17 protein-coding genes are annotated in these 20,950 nt (G+C 66.6%); 13 read left to right on the top strand and 4 right to left on the bottom strand.

The features are described from left to right. Positions 1 to 72 precede the first annotated feature (72 nt). The gene (locus OG798_RS40270) at positions 73 to 2,550 is read left to right on the top strand and encodes a SpoIIE family protein phosphatase (protein ID WP_443053982.1); all 2,478 of its coding nucleotides are present in this window, start codon (positions 73 to 75) and stop codon (positions 2,548 to 2,550) included. A 1,075-nt stretch (positions 2,551 to 3,625) separates the two neighbouring features. Continuing rightward, entirely contained in the window at positions 3,626 to 3,934 is a 309-nt protein-coding gene (locus tag OG798_RS40265) for a TetR/AcrR family transcriptional regulator (protein ID WP_267063185.1), read from the top strand. Between the two features lie 183 nt (positions 3,935 to 4,117). Here OG798_RS40265 and aceE read toward each other — a convergent pair whose 3' ends face one another. Then, complete coding sequence (gene aceE, locus OG798_RS40260; protein ID WP_328758617.1) at positions 4,118 to 6,820, bottom strand: pyruvate dehydrogenase (acetyl-transferring), homodimeric type; 2,703 nt, start codon at positions 6,818 to 6,820, stop codon at positions 4,118 to 4,120. Positions 6,821 to 7,281: 461 nt separating this feature from the next. Between aceE and OG798_RS40255 the strand changes: the two genes are divergently transcribed. The 3 genes from OG798_RS40255 (at position 7,282) to OG798_RS56685 (ending at position 8,998) form a co-directional block, all read left to right on the top strand. Then, complete coding sequence (locus tag OG798_RS40255; RefSeq protein ID WP_060895391.1) at positions 7,282 to 7,755, top strand: carboxymuconolactone decarboxylase family protein; 474 nt, start codon at positions 7,282 to 7,284, stop codon at positions 7,753 to 7,755. Between the two features lie 301 nt (positions 7,756 to 8,056). Then, positions 8,057 to 8,467, top strand: coding sequence for a cupin domain-containing protein (locus tag OG798_RS40250; RefSeq protein WP_097224370.1), 411 nt, complete (start codon positions 8,057 to 8,059; stop codon positions 8,465 to 8,467). Positions 8,468 to 8,512: 45 nt separating this feature from the next. Continuing rightward, complete coding sequence (locus tag OG798_RS56685) at positions 8,513 to 8,998, top strand: DUF5134 domain-containing protein (protein WP_443054218.1); 486 nt, start codon at positions 8,513 to 8,515, stop codon at positions 8,996 to 8,998. Between the two features lie 452 nt (positions 8,999 to 9,450). Here the strand turns inward: OG798_RS56685 and OG798_RS40240 are convergent, their stop codons facing one another. Further along, positions 9,451 to 10,179 carry an SDR family oxidoreductase gene (locus tag OG798_RS40240; protein ID WP_328758616.1) on the bottom strand — a complete coding sequence of 243 codons (729 nt, stop codon included), beginning with the start codon at positions 10,177 to 10,179 and terminating at the stop codon, positions 9,451 to 9,453. A 628-nt stretch (positions 10,180 to 10,807) separates the two neighbouring features. Here OG798_RS40240 and OG798_RS40235 point away from each other — a divergent pair. Then, complete coding sequence (locus tag OG798_RS40235; protein WP_267063182.1) at positions 10,808 to 11,305, top strand: Ohr family peroxiredoxin; 498 nt, start codon at positions 10,808 to 10,810, stop codon at positions 11,303 to 11,305. Between the two features lie 360 nt (positions 11,306 to 11,665). Here OG798_RS40235 and OG798_RS40230 read toward each other — a convergent pair whose 3' ends face one another. Beyond that, positions 11,666 to 12,202 carry a DUF1003 domain-containing protein gene (locus OG798_RS40230; protein WP_328758615.1) on the bottom strand — a complete coding sequence of 179 codons (537 nt, stop codon included), beginning with the start codon at positions 12,200 to 12,202 and terminating at the stop codon, positions 11,666 to 11,668. 557 nt (positions 12,203 to 12,759) lie between these two features. Here OG798_RS40230 and OG798_RS40225 point away from each other — a divergent pair. The 4 genes from OG798_RS40225 (at position 12,760) to OG798_RS40210 (ending at position 16,314) form a co-directional block, all read left to right on the top strand. Beyond that, on the top strand, positions 12,760 to 14,460 hold the full coding sequence (locus OG798_RS40225) for an L-aspartate oxidase (RefSeq protein WP_179857258.1): 1,701 nt from the start codon (positions 12,760 to 12,762) through the stop codon (positions 14,458 to 14,460). 193 nt (positions 14,461 to 14,653) lie between these two features. Beyond that, on the top strand, positions 14,654 to 15,400 hold the full coding sequence (locus tag OG798_RS40220; protein ID WP_328758614.1) for an SDR family oxidoreductase: 747 nt from the start codon (positions 14,654 to 14,656) through the stop codon (positions 15,398 to 15,400). Positions 15,401 to 15,504: 104 nt separating this feature from the next. Then, positions 15,505 to 16,101 (top strand): YceI family protein, encoded by a 597-nt coding sequence (locus tag OG798_RS40215; protein ID WP_267063180.1) that lies wholly within the window; start codon positions 15,505 to 15,507, stop codon positions 16,099 to 16,101. A 42-nt stretch (positions 16,102 to 16,143) separates the two neighbouring features. Continuing rightward, the gene (locus OG798_RS40210) at positions 16,144 to 16,314 is read left to right on the top strand and encodes a hypothetical protein (protein ID WP_179857031.1); all 171 of its coding nucleotides are present in this window, start codon (positions 16,144 to 16,146) and stop codon (positions 16,312 to 16,314) included. A gap of 727 nt (positions 16,315 to 17,041) precedes the next feature. On the opposite strand, the gene OG798_RS40205 is transcribed toward OG798_RS40210, so the two are convergent. Then, positions 17,042 to 17,650, bottom strand: a complete 609-nt coding sequence (locus OG798_RS40205) for a TetR/AcrR family transcriptional regulator (protein ID WP_097224379.1) — start codon at positions 17,648 to 17,650, stop codon at positions 17,042 to 17,044. Positions 17,651 to 17,811: 161 nt separating this feature from the next. On the opposite strand from OG798_RS40205, the gene OG798_RS40200 reads away from it, so the two are divergent. From OG798_RS40200 to OG798_RS40185, 3 genes are all read left to right on the top strand, one after another. Then, entirely contained in the window at positions 17,812 to 19,014 is a 1,203-nt protein-coding gene (locus tag OG798_RS40200; RefSeq protein WP_328758613.1) for a hypothetical protein, read from the top strand. Between the two features lie 295 nt (positions 19,015 to 19,309). Continuing rightward, complete coding sequence (locus OG798_RS40195) at positions 19,310 to 19,708, top strand: winged helix-turn-helix transcriptional regulator (protein ID WP_267063178.1); 399 nt, start codon at positions 19,310 to 19,312, stop codon at positions 19,706 to 19,708. 535 nt (positions 19,709 to 20,243) lie between these two features. Then, complete coding sequence (locus OG798_RS40185; protein ID WP_097224382.1) at positions 20,244 to 20,909, top strand: nitroreductase; 666 nt, start codon at positions 20,244 to 20,246, stop codon at positions 20,907 to 20,909. The last annotated feature ends 41 nt before the right edge of the window (positions 20,910 to 20,950 follow it).

Raw genomic sequence — 20,950 nt, 5'->3', positions numbered from 1 at the left:
CGGGATCAGACCCGGGTGCTGGACCCCTCGTCTTGACGGCAGGCGGTCGTGGAACGATCGTGAATAGAGCCGATGGCGAGAGCAATCCGGCGGTCATCTGGCACAGCACACCAGGTAGGCACCATGGCACACTCCCACGCGTGGCCGGGTCCGCTGCCTCCAGGATCGGCACGGCTACACGTCGACACAGCCATCGCCGTCTCGGACCCTTCTGGCCAGATATTCCTCTGGAGCAGCGCTGCTCAGGCACTGTGGGGTTACGCACCCGAAGAAGTCATCGGCACGTCTCTCACCCGTCTCTTCACCGCCGACGGGGCAGCGCTGTTGCACCGTGACGGCCGCTCCGTCGAGGCGCGGGTGTGTTTGTCGCCATTGGTGGCCCCTGGCCTGCCGGGCGGGTTTCTACTGACCGCGGAGCCCTGGGTGGCTGCGGAGGTTCGGGCGGGTGCGCAGGAGCCCGGAGACGAGACATTGATGCGATGGGTGTTCGAGCAGCATCCAGCTCACCTCGGGGTATTCGACTGCGAAGCCCGGAGCCTGAAGCAGAACCACACGATGGCCCGGGCAACCGGTCTGCGCGAGGCGGAACTCCGCGATCGGCACCTCAGCGACCTGATCCCGGATACCTCACTGATCGAGAACGACCGATGGATCCGGCGGGTGGCCGCGACGGGCGACCCTGCACAGAGAGAGGCCTTCCTCAAGGTCCCCGGCGAACCGAAGGCACACGCCTGGACCGTGGACTACTTCCCGCTCAAGGACCCGGTCGGCCGGGTGCGCGCAGTGGCGATGTCCGCGGACGACTACTCCCGGCAGTACGAGTCACGAGAGCGGCTGGCCCTGCTCGGCGAGGCCCGCACACGCATCGGCGCCAGCCTGGAACTGGAGGGAACGGCTGACGAGCTCGCCGAGCTCCTCGTGCCCCGTTTCGCGGATGTTGTCAGCGTCGACCTGTTCGAGGCGGTCTTCGGCGGTGATCTGCCCGCGTCTGTTCCCTCCGGCCCCGTTCTGCTGCGAAGAGCCGCACAACGGCCTGCATTCTTCACGGAAGGGGCATGTCCCGCCCTGGGCGAGACGCGGTGGCACCCGGCTACCTCACCGGTCAGCAGGTGCGTGGCGACCGGAAGGGCGGAACTGCACGACGTCACCGATCCACAGGGGACCCGCTGGTTCGCCGACACCCCCGCGACAGCGGCAGAGCTGCGCGCCTGTGCAGCGCACTCGCTGATCACGGTGCCGATCCGAGCCCGAGGCACAACTCTCGGAGCTGCCACTTTCCTCCGCCATGACGCCTCGCATGAGGCTTTCACCGCGGATGATCTGACCCTCACCGAGGACTTGGTCGCCCGTGCTGCGATCTGCCTGGACAATGCCCGCCGGTTCACCCGCGAACGCGGCATCGCGCTGTTCCTGCAGAGCACCCTGCTGCCTCGTGGCCCGATCATGCATCCGGGCGCGGAGACCGCGACTCGCTACCTGCCCGCAGACCGCGCCACCGAGGCGGGTGGGGACTGGTTCGACGTGATCCCCCTGCCCGGTACGCGCGTCGGCCTGGTCGTCGGGGACGTCGTCGGCCACGGCATCGGCGCCTCCGTCACCATGGGCCGGCTCCGGACGGCGGTACGTACTCTCGCGGACATCGATCTGCAGCCCGACGAACTCCTCACCCACCTCGACGACATGGTGACCCACCCGGCAGAAGAGATGGGCGACGAGTCCGCTGGCGGTGTCGTCGACTACAACGCGATCCCCGGCGACATCGGCGCCAGCTGTCTGTACGCCGTCTACGACCCCGTGTCCGGTACCTGCACGCTGGCCCGGGCAGGTCATCCGCCCCCGGTTCTGGTGTGTCCGGACGGCACCACGCAGGTCGTCGACGTGCCCGCCGGGCCTCCGCTCGGGCTGGGCAGCCTGCCGTTCGAGGCGACGGAACTGACGATTCCCGAGGGCAGCCTGCTGGCCTTGTTCACAGACGGACTCGTCGAAACCCGCGGCCACGACATCGATGAACGAATCGACGCGTTGCGCGACGCCCTGGCCCGGCCCGTGCCCTCGCTGGAAGAGCTGTGCGACACAGTCCTGGAGTCCATGCACGCCGAGACGCAGACCGACGACATCGCCCTGCTCGTCGCCCGCACCCGCCTCCTCCGCAAGGAACAGGTCGCCGAGTGGGACGTACCCGCAGACGCTGCCGCGGTGGCGGAGACACGCAAAATGGTGGACGAGCGGCTCACCACGTGGGGGCTGGAAGAAGCCTCGTTCACCACGGAACTGGTGGTCAGCGAGCTGGTCACCAACGCGATCCGATACGGCACCGAACCGATCCGCCTGCGGATGATCAAGGAGCGGTCTCTCATCTGCGAGGTCTCCGACAGCAGCAGCACCGCACCTCACCTGCGCCGGGCCCGGGTCAGCGACGAGGGCGGCCGGGGACTGTTCCTCGTTGCCGAGCTCACTCAGCGCTGGGGCACCCGCTACACCTCAGCGGGCAAGACCATCTGGGCCGAACAAGCCCTGGGCCGATCGCCGCGGACGGCTCCCTCTTTCTGACAGGTCGATTCCTCCTGGTGTTTCCCCGTAATTTCTGGATTGCCGTCCGCGGGTCCGCTTCATGGCCCAACGCTTCGCCGACGCGTCCGGTGCCACAGACCTAAGGGTCGCCCGGTCCTACTTGGGAATCCGTTCCGATCCGACGCCATGGTCAGAAAGGCGGAGGGTCTACTCGTCGCAAAGACCAACCTCGTCGAGCCGCCCGCCCGGGGATCCCCCGTCGACGGGCTTACGCTCCCGTCCGCGCCGGGTGGCCGTGGTGGTGGGCGCCGGTGGCGTACTCGGAGCGGCGTATGTCGGTGCCCGGTAGGCACTGGACCAGCGCAGATTGGTCCCGGACGTGATCATCGGAAGGGCAGTGGGTGCTCTCGACGAAGCCCGCACGGCCGCCCACCCCGGCAGGGCCGCGCCGCGGCCGCACCAGGTGTGCCCCCAGATCGCCGCCAGCGGGATGGGCGCATTGCACGCCCAGCTGCGCTCTCTGCTCCTGCTGATGGTGCTCGGCGGATTCCGCAACGGTGCCATCGCTCTCCCCAGCACGTGTATCAGCTCACCAGCGCGAACGGCCGGATCGAGTGGGTCGGCACCTGGACATTCCCTCAGCGCCGACGGTTGTTCCGCCGTGGCCAATGGCCTCGGGGCCTTCGCGCCGGGAAGATCCCCCGTACATCGGCCCAACCCGGCCACCCACGCCGGGCCGCGCAACTGCAGCAGCCCGACGGCGCATCTGTCCCATGAGCGCAACTACCTGGACCGCAGCCCCAACACCGGCGCCCTCATCGGTGACCGCTACGGTGCAACCGTGGCGACAGATGTCGATGGCCGGTCGCCATGAAGGGCGCCCGCGGGAAACGGCCCTCACGGGGCGCCGGCCGCCGCCCGGGACAGAGCACTACCAGAGACCAGCTCTGATCCACCACTTCTTCGGCAACAAGGACGGCCTCTTCCGAGAGGCCCTCTCCTCCCGGATCGACATGTCCGCCCTTTTCGAATCCCTGCCGGAGAAGACGGAGGAGGAGAGGGAGGTCCGGGGGTTGAGCCGCGGGAAGCGGATTGCCCGGACGTTCCTCTCCCATTGGGAGGACGAGTCGACCCGCCCGGCGCTCGTCGCCGTCTACCGGGCCAGCTGTCGGACGAGGCGACGGCCAAGACGTTCGGCAACGAGTTCGAGGCGGCCTTCGTGTCGTACTTGGGCCGGATCACCTCCGAGGAGACCGAGCGGACACCGACGTTCACGTCTCTGGTATCCGCAAACCTGGTCGGCCTCGCCATACTGCGCTATGTCCTCGCGGTGGAGCCGCTGGCCTCTCTTGAATTCGAGGAACTCACGGAGCGGCTCGTCCCGACCATCGAGGTCCACTTCGGCCGGCCGACCCAGGCCTAGCTGCTCCCAGTCCTGGGCCGCTCGCTGCGCGTGAGCGGTCCGAGAGGGAAAGCGCCAGGTCGGATGTTGGGTTCCGGCTGCAGGGCGGCAGCATGGTCGGCGTCGGATCCGGAGACGCTCCGCGACCTGCGCTGTCTCGCCGACCTGGTTCAGTCGGCGGCTGACCGTGCTCTCGGTTACTGCTCATGCAATCGCAGGGCGTCCCGGGCGGCCGTAGCGATCGCGAGCCTGGACAACCGTCTCCGGGGCGATAGCGTCCGCCCGCGCCAACTGGTCCAGGGCGGCAACGACGATCGACTCGGCGTCGACGTGAAAATAGCGGCGTACGGCATCACGGGTGTCCGACAGCCCGAAGCCGTCCGTTCCCAGCGACGTGTAGTCCTGCTCTACCCACTGGCTGATCTGGTCGGGCACCTGCCGCATCCAGTCACTGACCGCCAGAACGGGCCCTGGAGTGCCCGACAGCGCAGCCGTCACGTACGGAACGCGCTCCTCACCCCGAAGCCGCGCCCTGTCGGCACCCAAGGCATCGCGGCGCAGCTCCGTCCAGGAGGTCACCGACCACACGTCAGCCTGGACTCCCCACTGGGACGCAAGCAGTTCCTGGGCCTCCAGCACCCAATGGATGGCCGTGCCGGAAGCCAGCAACTGGATCCGCGGTCCCGCGCCGAGTGGCTCCGCCTGCCGGAACCGGTACAGGCCCCGCAGGATCCCCTCTTCGACCTCCGGCCCGGTTGGCATGGCCGGCTGCTGCTTGGGCTCGTTGTAGACCGTCAGGTAGTAGAAGACATCTTCGGGCTGGTCGCCATACATCCGTCGCAGCCCTTCCCTGACGACCACCGCGATCTCGTACGCGAAGGCAGGGTCGTAGCTCACAGCGGCCGGATTCGCGGATGCCAGCAGGTGGGAGTGTCCGTCGGCGTGCTGAAGTCCCTCGCCGGTCATGGTCGTGCGACCGGCCGTCGCCCCGATGACGAACCCGCGCCCCATCTGGTCTGCCAGGGCCCAGAACTGGTCACCGGTTCGCTGGAAACCGAACATGGAGTAGAACATGTAGAAGGGGATCATGGGCTCGCCGTGCGTGGCGTACGAGGTCGCCGCGGCGGTGAACTCGGCCATGGAACCAGCCTCGGTGATGCCCTCGTCGATGAGCTGGCCGTTCTTGGCTTCGCGGTAGTAGAGCAGCTGATCCGCGTCGACCGGTTCGTAGGTCTGGCCGTGCGGCGAGTAGATGCCGGCTGTCGGGAACAGGGATTCCATGCCGAACGTGCGGGCCTCGTCGGGGATGATCGGCACCCAACGCCGCCCCGTCTCCTCGACGCGCATCAGGTCCTTGACCAGCCGGACAAAAGCCATGGTGGTGGCCACCTCCTGTTTGCCGAAGCCCTTCGTCAGGGCCTCGAAAGGCGCGGCCAGGGGCTGCTGCATCGGCTTGACGACCACCTTGCGTACCGGGGCGGGACCTCCCAGAGCCGTACGCCGATCGCGCAGGTACTGCACCTCTTCCGAATTCTCACCGGGGTGCCAGTACGGCACCAGGTCGCCGCTCAGCGCGCTGTCGGGAATGGGAAGCTCAAGCACGTCCCGCATGTCACGGAACTGCGCCATGGTCAGCTTCTTCATCTGATGATTGGCGTTGCGGGACTCGAAGCCCGCGCCCAGCGTGTGCCCCTTCACCGTCTGGGCGAGGATGACGGTCGGTGCTCCGTGGTGCTCGACTGCGGCGCGATAGGCGGCATGGACCTTGAGCGGTTCGTGCCCGCCGCGCGAGTTCTCGAACAGATCGGTGAGCTGGGCATCGCTGAGCCGGGCGGCAATGCCGGAGAGCGCGTCGCCGGTGAAGAAATGCGTGCGTATGTAGGCGGCGTCCCGCGCGGCGTACGTCTGCATCTGGGCGTCGGGTGCCTCGCCGAGGCGGTGAACGAGGGCCCCTGTGGTGTCCTGTCGCAGCACGGTGTCCCAAGCCTCGCCCCAGAGGGACTTCACGACGTTCCAGCCCGCTCCTCGGAACCGGCCCTCAAGTTCCTGAACGATCTTGGAATTCGACCGCACAGGGCCGTCCAGGCGCTGGAGGTTGCAGTTGATGACGAAGGTGAGGTTGTCGAGCCCCTCGCGGGCGGCGAGCGCCAGTGCGGCCATCGCTTCGGGCTCGTCCATTTCCCCGTCCCCGAGGAATGCCCATACGCGGGACCCGGATGTGTCCTTGATGCCGCGCGCCTGCAGGTAGCGGTTGAACCGAGCCTGGTAGATGGCGGCGAGCGGACCAAGTCCCATGGAAACGGTCGGAAACTCCCACAGCCACGGCAGGCGGCGGGGGTGGGGGTAGGACGGCAGTCCGTGGCCGCCGGCCTCGCGCCGGAAGCTGTCCAACTGCTTCTCGTCGAGGCGCCCTTCCAGGAACACGCGGGCGTAGATGCCGGGCGAGGCATGCCCCTGCACGTACAACTGATCGCCCGAGCCGTCCCTGTCCTTGCCCTTGAAGAAGTGATTGAATCCGACCTCGTACAGCCATGCCGCCGAAGCGTAGGTGGCTATGTGGCCGCCGAGCCCCAGGCGGGAGCCGCGTGTCACCATCGCTGCCGCGTTCCAGCGGTTCACGGCGGTGATCCTGGACTCCATGGCGACGTCACCGGGAAAGACGGGCTGCGCGGACGCCGGGATCGTGTTGATGTAGTCCGAGGACAAGAGCCCTGGCAGAGCGAGTCCGGACCTGGCCGCGTACTCGTGCATGCGTCGCAGCAGGTAGACCGCCCGATCCGGCCCTGCGTTCCGCACGACAGCGTCGAGTGATGCCTGCCATTCGGCGGTCTCCTCGGTGTCCCAGTCGGGTAGCTGGTCGAGCTCGCTCGTCGCAGGGAACTCAGTGGGCCGGGACGGATCACTCATGGCAGCCTTTCTGTCACACCGTGGGCAGGGGAGAGACCGGCGACCGACACAGAGGTACTCCGGTGTCGACCGGTCTGAAATGTGCGTCGGTGGGGTGAAGTCAGCCCTTCACACCACTAGGACCGCACTCGTGCCACGTTTGTGACAGGCCTCAACACTGTGCCGATGTGACCTGCCTGCGAGCCCCGCAGGCAGGAAAGACATGGGCACGACCGGGTTGGCGATCAACGTCACGAAATCAGCGCTGTGCACCGAAAGACCCGCATTGGGCTCCGGCCACCCGAACCCCTCGACACCGGGTGGGATCCGGAGGTGGGCGCACAGCACGCAGAAGCCCTCGAACTGGCGACTGTACGGCGACGACATGGCCGCTGAGACCTGCATCACGCCGCGCTCTGGTGTCACACCTTGCCGGGCTGTCCGGTCAGTAGTGCGTACCAGCAATTCTGCCAGGAGGGCCAATGGACGCACGCCTTAACTACTACGGCAATCCCCTCGCGGGCAAGGCGCTTAAGCATTTCTTCTCGGCCAGCAAGGCGCTGTCGGACTCGACGCTGCCGGCCACCATTCAGCATCTGGTGGAGGTCCGCGCCAGCCAGATCAACGGCTGCGGTTTCTGTACCGACATGCACACCAAGGAGGCCACCCACGCCGGGGAGACCTCGGTGCGGCTCAACCTGATCGCCGCTTGGCGGGAGGCGACGGTCTTCACCGAGGCCGAGCGCGCCGCGCTGGAGCTGGCCGAGCAGGGCACCCGCGTCGCGGACGCGGCCGGTGGTGTCACCGACGAGGCTTGGGCGGACGCCGCCAAGCACTTCGATGAGGACCAACTCGCCGCGCTGACGACCCTCATTGCCATCATCAACGCCTACAACCGCATCAACATCATCACCCAGCAGCCAGCCGGCAGCTACAAGGTCGGCATGTTCGGCTGAGCCGGTTCCTTCGGGGCCCGGCACGGCGTGGACACATGTCAACACGCACCACCGGGGTGCCGTCAGGGAAAACGGCGGACACCGCTTGGTCGCGATTGCCACGGTGCGCCGGGCGGCGCTCCCCATGTTGCAGCTGGCCGATTTGTGGAGACCGCCGACTGACTGTGCGTAAAGCAGACGGCTCGCGGCGTGTCACAGATGCGGGCCACGCCCTGTCTTCGTTGTAAAGCAAGTTGTTGTGAGCCCGGGATCGCCGACGCGAGATCGTCCGTTCCGGGCCTGTCTACGGAGGTGTAACACAATGCACGAAATGCACTCAGAGGACGGCTTCGGACCCAAGATGTTGGCGGACATCAAACCGCCTTTCATTCCCGAGGGTGCCTCGGGGATGACTGTCCTCGTCGAGTGGGCTCCCGGTGACCCCGGGACTCCTCCGCACCGCCACTCGGGGCCGTGTTTCGGCTACGTCCTCGAAGGAGCGGTCCGGTGGGAGCTTGAGGGCGAGCCGGAGCACGTGATCAAGGCCGGCGAGACGTTCTGGGAGCCGGGCGGTGAGGTGATCCACTACCAGAACGGCAACGCCTCGTCGGACGTGCCGGCCAAGTACATCGTGTTCATGATGTGTGCGCCGGACCAGCCGATGCTCACGCTGGTCGACGACGAGGAACTCGAGAAGCGGGCCCACCTGCGCGCCCCGCGGCCCACCGACTGACCTCCCGCCTGCGCACAGGCCGGTTCCGAACTGGGCGTGTACTGCATGCCGCAGTGTCACGGAGTCTTGGATGGCACCGCCATGGCCAGGGTTATGGCGGTGCTGCCGTGGAACCGAGGCCCCTGGCTGCCGAGACTGCGGCAGACGGCCTTCTTCTCAGCCGCTGCTTTGTGGGTCCCGCTGACCGCTGCCGGCTGCTGCCAACGGTCAAGACTGAGCGCAACCGCGCGAAGGGTGCCGTACGCGGTCGGCATGGCCGCGATTGCCTGGATGAAGCTCTCCATGGCGGGCCTGTCGCACGAGACCCTGGCGCCATTTCCACCAGTGCGAGGGGGATTGCGGCTGGTGCGGACTGACGACGACTCTGGGAACGATCATCACGCTGCTCATACGCTCCCGACCGCCGCCAGGGCCCGGTCCCCACAGGATGCGGCCGGCGCCGGGTTCGACAGAGGATTCACTTCGCCACCCTCGTCCTCACCCGAGTCCGCTTCGAACGCCGCCAACTCATCGGGCGCCCCGGCGCCATGACAGCATGACCGGCTTCAACCATGCGCCCGAGGGCATCCTCCAAGGCCGACCTCGACGGCCAAGCTCCGTGCTGGGATGCCCCATCGACCGCGCAGACGTTCACCACCTGCCTCAGTCGGCAGGGCCGGACGGGATCGGCGGGCACGCCGCCAACCTCGACTACGGATGCGCATTGGGCCCGCGACATGGAAGTGCTCGAACGGCGCGGCTTCAGCAGCCTCAGGGCGTCGACGCCTGAGCAGGAGTGCTCAATCGGGCACCCGGCCTCTACCCCAGGAAACCGTGCTCTGCGCGGTGCCGGCTCGCGTCCCCGGCGATGAAGCCGGACCATCCCGGTCACCGCTCTGAACGGCCGTGAGCCGAAGGGGATTCAGTCCCTCGTCCACAAATGAAGTCGGCATCTCCAGAGCGGCCTGTGAGCTGCGGTCTGTTCGCCTGTGCGTGCGAGTTCCTCAGGAGATCCAGTCGGTGTAGCGGGTGGGGGCGAGGTGGGCGTTCTTGTCGGTGAGGACGTCGCCCTTGACCACGGCGAACATACCGGCGGTGGGGTCGGTGACGACCGTACGGTGGTCGCCCTTGTGGGACAGGGTGACCCGGCCCAGCTCATCCAGGGGGAAGATCTCGGGGCCGGCGATGTTGCGGATCCCGTTCAGCGGGGCGCCCGCGGCGACCTCCGCGACTGCGGCGGCCACGTCCTTGGAAGCGATGGGCTGGATGGGGGTGGCCGGCAGCCGGACGCTGTCCGAGTCGGCGGTCCAGGACAGAACCGCGTCCATGAAGTCCATGAACTGGGTGGCCCGGACGATCGAGTAGGGAATCGGCCCATCCGCGAGGATCTTCTCCTGGAGCGCCTTGGCCCGGTAGTAGTCCAGCTCGGGCACCTGGTCCGTGCCGACGATCGAGAGGATGACGAAGTGACCGACGCCGCCCTTGTCGGCCGCCGCCAAGAGGTTTTCCATCGAGGTCTGAAAGAAGGCGAGGGAGGCGTCGTCGAAGGTCGGGGAGTTCGTCAGGTTGACGACGACATCGGCTCCTGCCATCGCCTCGTCCAGCCCCTGACCGCTGATGATGTCGACCCCTGTGGACTGCGAGTGCGGTACCGCCTCATGTCCAGCGGCGTTCAAGTTCTTGACGACCTGCGACCCGATCAGTCCCGTACCGCCGATGACTGCGAACTTCATGACATGCCCTTTCGCCAGTATTACGCCTGAAGTGAGACACAAATCACTATATGTGTGCACTATGGGCCTGGCTCGGACAAATGCCGCACGACCGTCGGGGCCAGGTTCGCGCACTCGGTCCAGGGCAGGGACGGGCGACGACCGCACTCACTCGGAAACCCGTCGCGATCGCCTGGGCCGAAGCGGTCGACGGCCCGACCGGGCGATCACCTGCACGGAGATCCGTCGGCGCGGAACGCCTGATGGCGCAGTGCCCTCGCCGTGGGCGGACAGGTGCGGTCGGGCTCCGGGGTGCGGCCGCCGAAGACGCCCGGCACAGGCCCGTTCGCTTGGCCGGTGCTGTGGCACTCGCCAAGCGAGCTGCACACCTCCGGCTGTCACAACAGCGCGGACATGTCGGTCAACTCACTGTCCGCATCTGGAAACCCTCCATACGCGAAGGTGCACCAAATATGGCATACGACATTGCCAGTCCGTGGGGCTTTGCCCATGGCCCGGAATCTGGTACCGCATGGCGGCTCGGCATAAAGAGGCCGCATGACGCAAAAAGGCCGAAGGCGACGACCCTTCCCGTGCCGATTTCGGCTCAGCGCCCGACCGTGTACTGCACCGCTGACGGAGTCATGCCATGACCGAGTGGACCCCGTCGCCCAATCTGTCCACCGACAAAGACTTCGAAGGAGAGACCTTCGCCCCGATCTACACCACGACCGTGACGGTGAGCGGGGGGATGGCGAGTCACGGGCGGGCCTCGGGAAGGGCACGCTCCGCCGACGGAGTCCTGGATCTCAACCTACGCATGCCCGCAGAACTGGGAGGGGACGGCCAGGAGACGAACCCCGAGCAGTTGTTCGCCGCCGGAATTGCCGCCTGTTTCCACGGGGCGCTGAGTCTGGTCACACGGCAGGCCGCGCTCGACCCCGCAGCGATCTCCGTGGAGGCGACTGTGGCTTTTGGACGGGACCCGGAAGACGGCGGCTACTTGTTGCACGTCGACCTTGAGGTCAAGTGGCCGGACATCGACCTTGCCGTCGCCGCCCCACTCGTGGAGAAGGCCGATTCGCTGTGCCCTTACACGAAGATGGCCATGCGGGGAACACCGACAAGTATCAGGCTGGTCTCATAGCCAACAGCGAAGGCCGCCCGTCCAGCTGCATGTCGATTCCGTGGTCGTTGTGTGCCTCATGCCGGCACACAACGACTACGGACAGGGGAGACCAGCCGGCCCGTCGCCGGTCGGCCGGGAGCGAGCAGGCCACGAACGCCACCTGATCACCGACGGGAACGGCACGCGGCTGCCGGTCGTCCTGACCGGCAGCAACCGCGACGGCGTCACCCAGTTGCCGGCACTGGTGGACGCCGCAAAGCCTTCCGCGACCAGGTCGGCCGACCGCACCGCAGACCAGTCACGCTCTAGGCACACCTCGGCTACGCCCGTTACCGCGAGTTGGTCCGCACCCGAAGCATCGTGCCCGTCACCGCACATTCACAGCGCATCCGGGGCCACCGGCGGAACCCCGGACCCGGGTTCCATCGCGCTCTTGCTCTGCTGGATGATCTCCTGGACGTGAAGCTCGATCTCCTGCGGATTCAGGCCGAGCGACTTGCCTATGTGCACCGCCCAGACCTCGGCGCGAAGATTGGTCTCAAAGTCCAGATCGGCCCGGACGTCTTCACGTGCGGCCTGGCGATTTTGGCTCACCATGACGAATGTGGACAGGAAGATGGCCTCCAGGCTCACGATCATGGTGAGCAGCCCGAACGGGTAGGGGTGGAAGACTGCGACGGAGCCGAACAGTCTGAGGTTGAGGGCGATCCACACCGCGAACCAGACTGCATGGACGTACACGAAGCCCATCGTGCCCGCGAAGGCGGTGATCGCGTCTGCGAACCGGTCCTGGGACGTGCGCATCCTGGCGAACGCCACCCGCTCATGACGCAAGCGGAGGTCGAGGCGTTGGGTACCGCCGGAAGCGGAGTTCGGCCGGAAGGCCCGGCCTCCGGAGTGAACGGTCCTTCCCACGCACTGCCTCATTCCCTCACCGGGGACGCCATCCCCACCAGCCACCCATGGCCCCGCAGCTTGCCTGCCAAGAGCCACTGCACGTGTGCTTCGCCATGGAGGTGACATCGAGCACGGTGCGAAGTCTCGACACGACCAGGTGGGGGCAAGCACGCCACGGCGTTCGCCTCGGGACACCTGGGAGTACTCGGCATTGGTCGTCTACTGCGCCCAACTGGGCGCTCGATGAGGCAAGCTCCGTCATCGATCGACGTCGGCGCAAGGCTGTGCAATGACGTACGGCATCTTCCGCTCCTTTGCCCGACGCACATGATCAGTGGTCAGCCAGCTCGCCGAGGCAATGTTCGACTGAAGGTATGACCACGAAGCCCACGAGGTTGTGACAGCCGACGCCCGCCCGCCGAGGTCGTCGATGGGATCGAGGTCAGTGGACGTCACCTGCCACGCGAGCGTCCACGAACGGTGTCACACATTCCGGGACGTCCTGGTCCTACTGAGTGACAATCCCTCGGCGATCGGAGTAGATCGTGGCTATCACCGAACAACGTATTTCCACCATGGTGCTGGTGATCGGAACCGGAGGTGCTGGGCTGCGAGCAGCGATCGAACTGGCTGAGGCCGGTGTCGACGTCCTCGCGGTCGGCAAGCGCCCCAAGGAGGACGCGCATACGGCGCTTGCTGCTGGCGGAATCAACGCGGCCCTCGGCACCATGGATCCCGAGGACAGCTGGCAACAGCATGCGGCCGACACGCTCAAGGAGAGTTATCTGCTCGCCGATCCCCGCACCGTGGAGATCGTCACTCAGGGCGCCGCTCAGGGCGTCGGCGACCTGGAACGCTACGGCATGGCCTTCGCCCGGGAAGAGGACGGACGGATCTCCCAGCGCTTCTTCGGCGCGCACAAGTTCCGGCGGACGGCGTTTGCCGGCGACTACACCGGTCTGGAGATCCAGCGCACGCTTATCCGGCGCGCGGAGCAACTGAACGTTCCGGTGCTCGACGGTGTCTACATCACCCGGCTTCTGGTCCACGACGGCGCCGTCTTCGGTGCCTACGGCTTCGATCTCACCCATGGAACGCGGTACCTGATCCACGCCGACGCCGTCATCCTTGCCGCTGGTGGTCACACCCGCATCTGGCGGCGAACGTCCTCTCGGCGCGACGAGAACACAGGCGATTCCTTCCGTCTGGCCGTGGAGGCCGGCGCCCGTCTGCGTGACCCCGAACTGGTGCAGTTTCATCCCTCCGGGATCATCGAGCCGGAGAACGCGGCCGGCACCCTCGTCAGCGAGGCCGCGCGCGGTGAGGGCGGCATCCTGCGCAACGCGCTCGGGGAACGGTTCATGAACCGCTACGACCCTGCCCGCATGGAGCTGTCGACCCGCGACCGGGTGGCCTTGGCCTCCTACACGGAGATCAAGGAAGGGCGTGGAACGCCGAAGGGCGGAGTGTGGCTCGACGTCTCCCATCTGCCACGGCAGACGATCATGACGCGTCTCCCCCGGGTCTACCAGACCCTGCTCGATCTGCAGATGCTGGACATCACCCGCGATCCGATCGAGATCGCGCCCACCGCGCACTATTCGATGGGTGGGGTGTGGGTACGTCCCGAGGACCACAGCACCGACGTGCGCGGTCTGTACGCCATCGGTGAGGCGTCGAGCGGCCTGCACGGTGCCAATCGCCTCGGCGGGAACAGTCTCATCGAACTGCTGGTCTTCGGCCGCATCACGGGCCGGGCGGCGGCCGCCTACTCGCAGTCGCTGACCGCGCAGCCGCGGTCGGCGTCGGCCATCGCGGAGGCCCGCGCGGAGATCGACGATCTGCTGGTGGCCGACGGACCGGAGAACGTCCGCGCGCTACAGCGTGCCATCCGCGACACCATGACAGAGCACGCCGGAGTCGTACGCGACGAAGAAGGCCTGCGCGCCGGGATCGCGGAGCTCGCGGCGATCGAGAAGAGGATGGAGGACGTCGGCGTGCACCCGGACATCGCCGGCTTCCAGGATCTCGCCCACGCCTTTGATCTCAAGTCCGCGGCACTGTCGGCCCGGGCGACCCTCGAAGCAGCACTTGAGCGTCGCGAGACCCGTGGCTGCCACAACCGCAGCGACTACCCCCACCAGGACCCCGCACAGCAGGTCAACCTCGTGTGGTCACCCACGACCGGTATCACCCGCGAGAGCATTCCTGCCATTCCCGACGAGATTTCCTCTCTGATGACAGAGGTCTCGACCGACGGAAAGCTCGCCGAATAACGCCCCTTCACGACTGGCTGAACAGTCTCGTTGAGGGTCCTATCCGGGGATTTTCCCGATTCTTACGAATCCCTGTCACAAATGGATCTGCTGTCCGGTCTCTCCTCAACGCAGACCAAAATTCTTTCGGCGCCGACGAAGAACTCGTCGCAGCTGCGCGCCGCAGCGTGAATACCTACGAAAGGACACCGCTATGAAGGTCGTAGTGATCGGCGGAACCGGGCTCATCGGCTCGAAGCTGATAGGCAAGCTCAACGAGTACGGGCACGAGGCGGTCGCAGCCTCGCCCAACACCGGCGTCAACACACTGACCGGCGAAGGGCTTGCCGAGGCTCTGCAGGACGCGTCGGTCGTGGTCGATGTGTCCAACTCCCCGTCCTGGGACGACGAAGACGTCATGAACTTCTTCCGCACCTCGACCACCAATCTCCTGCGGGCCGAGACGGACGCTGGTGTGACGCACCACGTGGCGCTGTCCGTGGTCGGTACCGACCGTCTTCAGGAGAGCGGCTACTTCCGTGCCAAGCAGGCGCAGGAAGAGCTGATCAAGGCCTCCGACATCCCGTACTCCATCGTCCACGCCACTCAGTTCTTCGAGTTCGTGAACGGGATCGCGGACATCTCGACCGAGGGCGACACCGTGCGTCTGGCCCCCGTCAAGTTCCAGCCCATCTACTCCGACGACGTGGCCGCTGCCGTCGGCCGCACTGCGGTCGGTGCCCCGGTCAACGGCGTGGTGGAGGTCGCCGGCCCGGACGTGTTCCAGCTCGACGAACTCATCCGTCAGATACTCGCCGACAAGGACGACACCCGCACGGTCGTCACGGACCCGAGCGCCCCGTACTCCGGTGCCGAGCTGAAGGAGACCACGCTCGTGCCAGGTCCTGACGCGCATATCACCGAGACCCGGTTCTCCGACTGGCTTGGGCAGAAGCGGTAGGCCCTGCGAGCGGCCCCTGGCGGCAGTCAGGGGCCGGTCCGGTCGCAGATTCACCTCAGAATGCGCCCCTATCTGAGATCCACGCCCGAAGGAACCGGCTCGCCATGTTCAACCGCACGGAAACCACTATTTTTCGCAGCGCCCCCTTTGCAGGGCTGACCGGCGTCTACGCTATCGACCCGGTCCACAGCACGATCGGTTTTTCCGCCCGGTACGGCATGGTCACGAACGTACGCGGAAAATTCACCGCCTTCGAGGGGATTCTCAAGCTAGACGGGAAATGTCCCGCTCGGTCCGAGGCCTACCTCAGTGTCCAAACCTGCAGTGTCGACACAGGCTATCCGGAACGGGACGTGCATGTCACCGGCCCGGATTTCCTCGATGCCGCGACGTTCCCTCTCATGAGCTTCCGCTCGGGCGGAATCCTCCATGCCGGTCACGATCACTTCCGCATGGCGGGATACCTCCTGATCAAGGACATCGAACTGCCCGTTCATCTCGACCTTGGGTTCGGCGGAGCGGGCCGGGACGCTCACCGTCAGAACCGTGTCGGCTTCACGGGCACGGCCACCCTGCAGCGTTCCGACTGGGGGCTTGACGGCAACAGGGCCCTGGCCACGGGCGGAGTTCTGATCAGCGACAAGGTGAAGCTGACTCTCGACATCCGTGCCGTGCGGCTGGACCAGGCACAGGGCGCATAGGCCGCGAGAGGCCTGCCGGCGTATCCAGCAGCAGGACACACGATGGCCCAAGCCGGGGAGAACGGCATCGACCCGGCGGCCACAGTCGTAGCACCGACCGCCGAAGCCGCCGAACTTCAAGCGCGTATCAACGCGCTTCGCGAAGAACTCATGGCGCTCAACGAGCGGATGAAAGCCATCTCCGCCGCTCTGCAGCGGCCTCCGTCCCGTTGAGCAGTCGAACGGACCGCAGTCGTCCGGCACCCGGCCAACCCCGGCCGGGCATCGAGTCGTAGTCCGGCTCGGCTTGTGGCGCCGACCGGTCGTGGTCGGCCGAAGACGGTTTCCGGCCGGGTGGTGCACCAGCGACCGACCAGTACATTGCCTCCGGTCATGAGTCGCCCGTCTCACAACTCCCCAGGCGGCAAGGCTCGTTGAAGTAGGTAACGCGTCGTTCTCGTCCGAGCGACAGCGCGAACGTGCAACTGGTGACCGCTCCGGACGGCCGGCTGCCCCGTGGATCTGGCCCGCACTGCCGGGCCACACACAGCCTGACCACGCCCCGCCCACAGAGACATCCAGATCTGCGAACGGCAGGACGCCCTGATCCTCGCCGCCCGCGCGTACCTGGGAGCCGACTCGTGGATGACGAAACCTTCCGCCGGGCCGCGGCCTCACACCCACCGAGCACACCGTCAACCACGCGCTGTCCGCGGCAGAGGCGCCCGGCGAACGCGGCGCCGTACGACTGAAGTCCTGCCGTTCCTCCGCGGAGCACGATGGAGCCCGCGTCGAATGTCGTCAGCCTCCACCGCCGTCCGCACCCTGAAGCGGCAACGCTCAAACAGCTCACTGATCCGAGTCGGTCCGCGGCCGCTCCCGGCAAGCCCTGGACATCTCTCTCTGCCCACGGACATCCACCAGAGACCAGCGCGTGCAGCGCTGTAAGTGGTGCGGACGCTCAGCGCTCACCGGCCGGCCCCGGCCACAACGCCCGCACTGCGTCAGGCACCTCGGCCACAACAGCCGGATTGAGCAGAGCCACTTGGAGGATATAGCCGGGGAGGATGGAGAGCATCGTTGACGCGATCCCCTCGGCCGTCGCGTTCGTGGGCAAAACACCGCTTTCCTGGTGGTCATGGACCAGGGTGATCAGATTGGCACGTATGCGGCCCAAGAGATGGTCGAGCTTGCGCGCCAGCGAGCGGTTGCGCATAGCCTCTCCCCAGACCAGAACCGCGAGGCCGGCCACGTCTTGCCCCTCGACGGACTTGGCGCGAATCACGTCGAGCAGTTCCGCCAGGACCGCCCCCATGGATTGACCTCGCCGGTTCGTGGCGACAGCGAGCGTGATGTCGAGGACATCCCGCATGTTCTCCTCGGCGATCGCGAGGATCATCTCGTCCTTGCTGGTGAAGTGCCGGTACACCGCACCCGAGGACAGCCCGGCCTCCGCGAACAGGTCCTGCATGGACGTGGAGTGGAACCCGTCGCGGAGGAAACAACGGCGCGCTGCGTCCAGGATCTGCTCGCGACGGGCGTCCATGTGCTGCTGGCTGACCTTGGGCATATGACCAGCCTACCAAAGAAAATGAACATTCCTGTTGACGCTTCCCGGTACGACAGGCCAAGCTGAGGACCTAATAAAACGACCATTCTTTTTCGTGAGGCCGGACTGTGAGAAACCCCTTGTCAGGACACCAGGCATGGCGGGAAGTAGCCATCGCCGCCGTGGCGCTGCCCATAGCGATCACCCTGGCGGTGATGGCGTTCGCTTGGCCGGCGGGGCGGATCTCGCCGCGCGACGTCTCGGTCGGGATCGTGGGCACGGGGCCGGCCAGCCAGCGCGCGGTGGAGGGGCTGACCCGTGAGAAGCCCGGCGCGTTCGACTTCCGCCTCTACCCCGACCAGCAGGCCGCGCGGTCGGCGATCAAGAACAGGGACGTCTACGGCGCCTTCGCCATCGCCGACCACAGCGTCACCGTGCTGAAGGCCACCGCCGCCAGCCCCTCCGTGGCCCAGCTTCTGACCGATGTCGGACAGCAGTTGGCCGACAAGGCCACCCAGCAGATGACCGCCCTGCAGAAGGCTGCCGAGCACAAGGCTGCCAAGCAGAAGACCGACGGTGCACATTCCCCGGCGAAGGCCCACAAGCAGACAGCCGCCCAGCAGGGTGCTGCCCGCCCGAAGGCCGCCCTGCAGGGAGCCGCCGGTGCTGATTCCTCGGTGAAGGTCCTCGTGAAGGCGATCGACGTGGTGCCCGTCGCCACAGATGACCCCCGGGGTGTGGTGTTCAGCTCGGCGGTCTTCCCTCTCACGATCTGCGGCATCCTGATCGGGGCGTTTGTCACGATGGCTCGCGGCCTGGCACGCCCGCGGCACCGAGTACTGACACTTCTCGTCGCATGCGCCGTCGCGGCCCTCGGCGTCTATCTCGTGGCCCAGGGTTTCCTCGGGGCACTGCCCCACAATCACGTGGCCACGTGGGCGATCCTGTCGCTCGACCTGCTCTCCATCAGCGGCACCACTGCCGGCGTGATCCGACTCCTCGGGCCGGCGGGCCTCGGGCTCAGCGCCGCGCTCATGGTCTTCGTCGGAAACGCCTTCTCCGGCGCCACCTCCGCTCCTGAGATGCTTCCCAAGGGCGTGGACTACGTCGGCCAGTGGCTGCCCCCGGGCGCCGGAGCCAGTCTGCTTCGCGACACCACATACTTCGACGGCAACGCCGACGCCGGCCACCTGGCCGTCCTCGCCCTGTGGAGCGTCTGCGGGCTCACGGCAGTCATGTTCGGCCACTGGGTCATCAGGGAACCCCGCGGCAAGAAGACCGGTGTGCCGGCTTCCGGGGAATTGCTCCCGACCTTGCCGGGGTCCGGCACCGCGTTGTCGGTTCGGCGTCACGCCCACGCCCGTCGCCATGACGGCGACGACTGATGCCGATCGCTTCATGTGCGCAATCAGGCCCGGGTCGCCGGCAACTTCGGCCCAGTGTCGAAGACGAATGAGGCGCTGACGCGCGGCTGCTCCCTGACCTTCGTCGCCTCTGGCGCCATGTTCCTGGCCGGGGCAGATCGCGGTCCTGGCTGTCAACGCGCGCTAGCAGCACACCGAGGGCGCGGCCCGGCAGACACACGGGCTGACTCCTGACACGAGTACGACTACGACCACCGAGTACCGCGCGAGGTGTTGAACCGCGATGGCTCGCGCCGTACCGGAACGGATACACACCATGCCTGTCCCACAACACCCTCAGCCGGCCCGCCGGACCGAGCATCCACAGTCGACCGATGCCTCTCCGGCCATCACTCGGGCCTTCGCCCTGCTCAGCAGACGTTGGAACGGCCTGATCCTCATGGCTCTGGCCAAAGGCCCGGCCGACTTCGCACAGATTCGCGAGCGCCTCCCCGGCATCAGCAACCGCATGCTCGCCCAGCGGCTCCAGGAACTGACCGTGATCGATCTGGTCGCCCAGGACGTCCGGCCCGGGCCGTCATCGCGAACCCGTTACGCACTCTCCCCGCACGGCAAGACCTTCCTCATCCCTCTGGCCGTTCTGTTCCTGTGGGCGGAAGATCACCTTCCAGCGAGCAGCTCACCACCAGATCAACCGGCCGCGCCAGGTCACTGACCTCCCTTTCCGCACCGGCCGGAAGAGCTGGAGCCGGACACATGCCTCGGGCGGGGAATCGACCGACACCGGGATGGAGGGGGCGCTGTTCTCGACTGCCGCAGGGCGAGGAACGGCGGCGACTTCGCTGTGGTCCGCGGGATCTGACCGAGCACACGGAAGTAGCGGGCCGGGTTCTCAGGCGCACCATGACCAGGGCCGTGTCGTCGGTGGCGTCGCCAGGTGGGAGCAGGTCGGTGAGCACGGCGTCGGCGCAGGTTCCGGGGTCGTCTGCCTGGTTGCGGACCAGGAAGTCGGCGAGCCGGGAGGGACCGGTGTCGATATCTTCGTGCCGGCGTTCGATGACACGAGGCGAGCGGGAGTCACAGCTCACGGCGATCGCAGCGCCGAGCAGTGCGCTTCCCCGTGGCCGACTGTGCGGGACGCGTCTCGACAGTAGTGCCGTATATAGCATTTTGCGCATATTGTTACGTTCTATAGTCCTCCGACTGGCAAGGTGGAAGGCATGTAGAGCAGATGAGGGAGGCGGGTGATCTTGGACGTCTACGAGGCAGTCACGAGCCGACGAGCCGTACGTGGATTCATCGACCGGCCCGTCCCGAGGGAGGTATTGGAGCGGGTGCTCTCCGCTGCGGCTTGGGCGCCGTCCGGGTCTAACCTCCAGCCCTGGCACGTCTACGTGCTGACCGGCCGACCACTGGGCAAACTCAAGGAGCTCGCCGACGGACGCGTGACCGCGTGCGATCCCTGGGACGAGCGGGAATACGAGATGTACCCGCCGACACTGAAGTCCCCGTACCGGGAGCGCCGATCCGCCTTCGGTGCGGAGCGCTACAGCGCACTCGGCATCGCGCACGAGGACTGGGAGGCCCGCCAGAGGGCCGCTTCCGCGAACTGGAAATGCTTCGGCGCGCCCGCCGCCCTGTTCTGCTACATCGACCGAGGTCTGGGCCGGCCCCAGTGGTCCGACGTCGGCATGTATCTGCAGACCGTGATGCTGCTGCTCCGCGCCGAAGGCCTGCACAGCTGCCCGCAGATGGCGTGGTCGGTCTATCGCAAGACCGTAGCGGAGGTCCTGTCACCCCCGGACGACCTCATCCTCTTCTGCGGTATGTCGATCGGATTCGAAGACATCGCAGTGCCCTACAACCGTACAGGCCGAGCACTGCTCGACGAGACGGTCACGTTCGTCGATGATTAGTCAGCGGTACTTGTTGCGCGTTACAGGTGGGCGGGTGATGT

It is taken from the genome of Streptomyces sp. NBC_00271 (genome assembly GCF_036178845.1).
In the GTDB taxonomy this organism is placed as follows: Bacteria; Actinomycetota; Actinomycetes; order Streptomycetales; family Streptomycetaceae; genus Streptomyces.
Note: the sequence above shows the minus strand (reverse complement) of the source record. Positions and strands in the feature narration are given on the sequence as shown.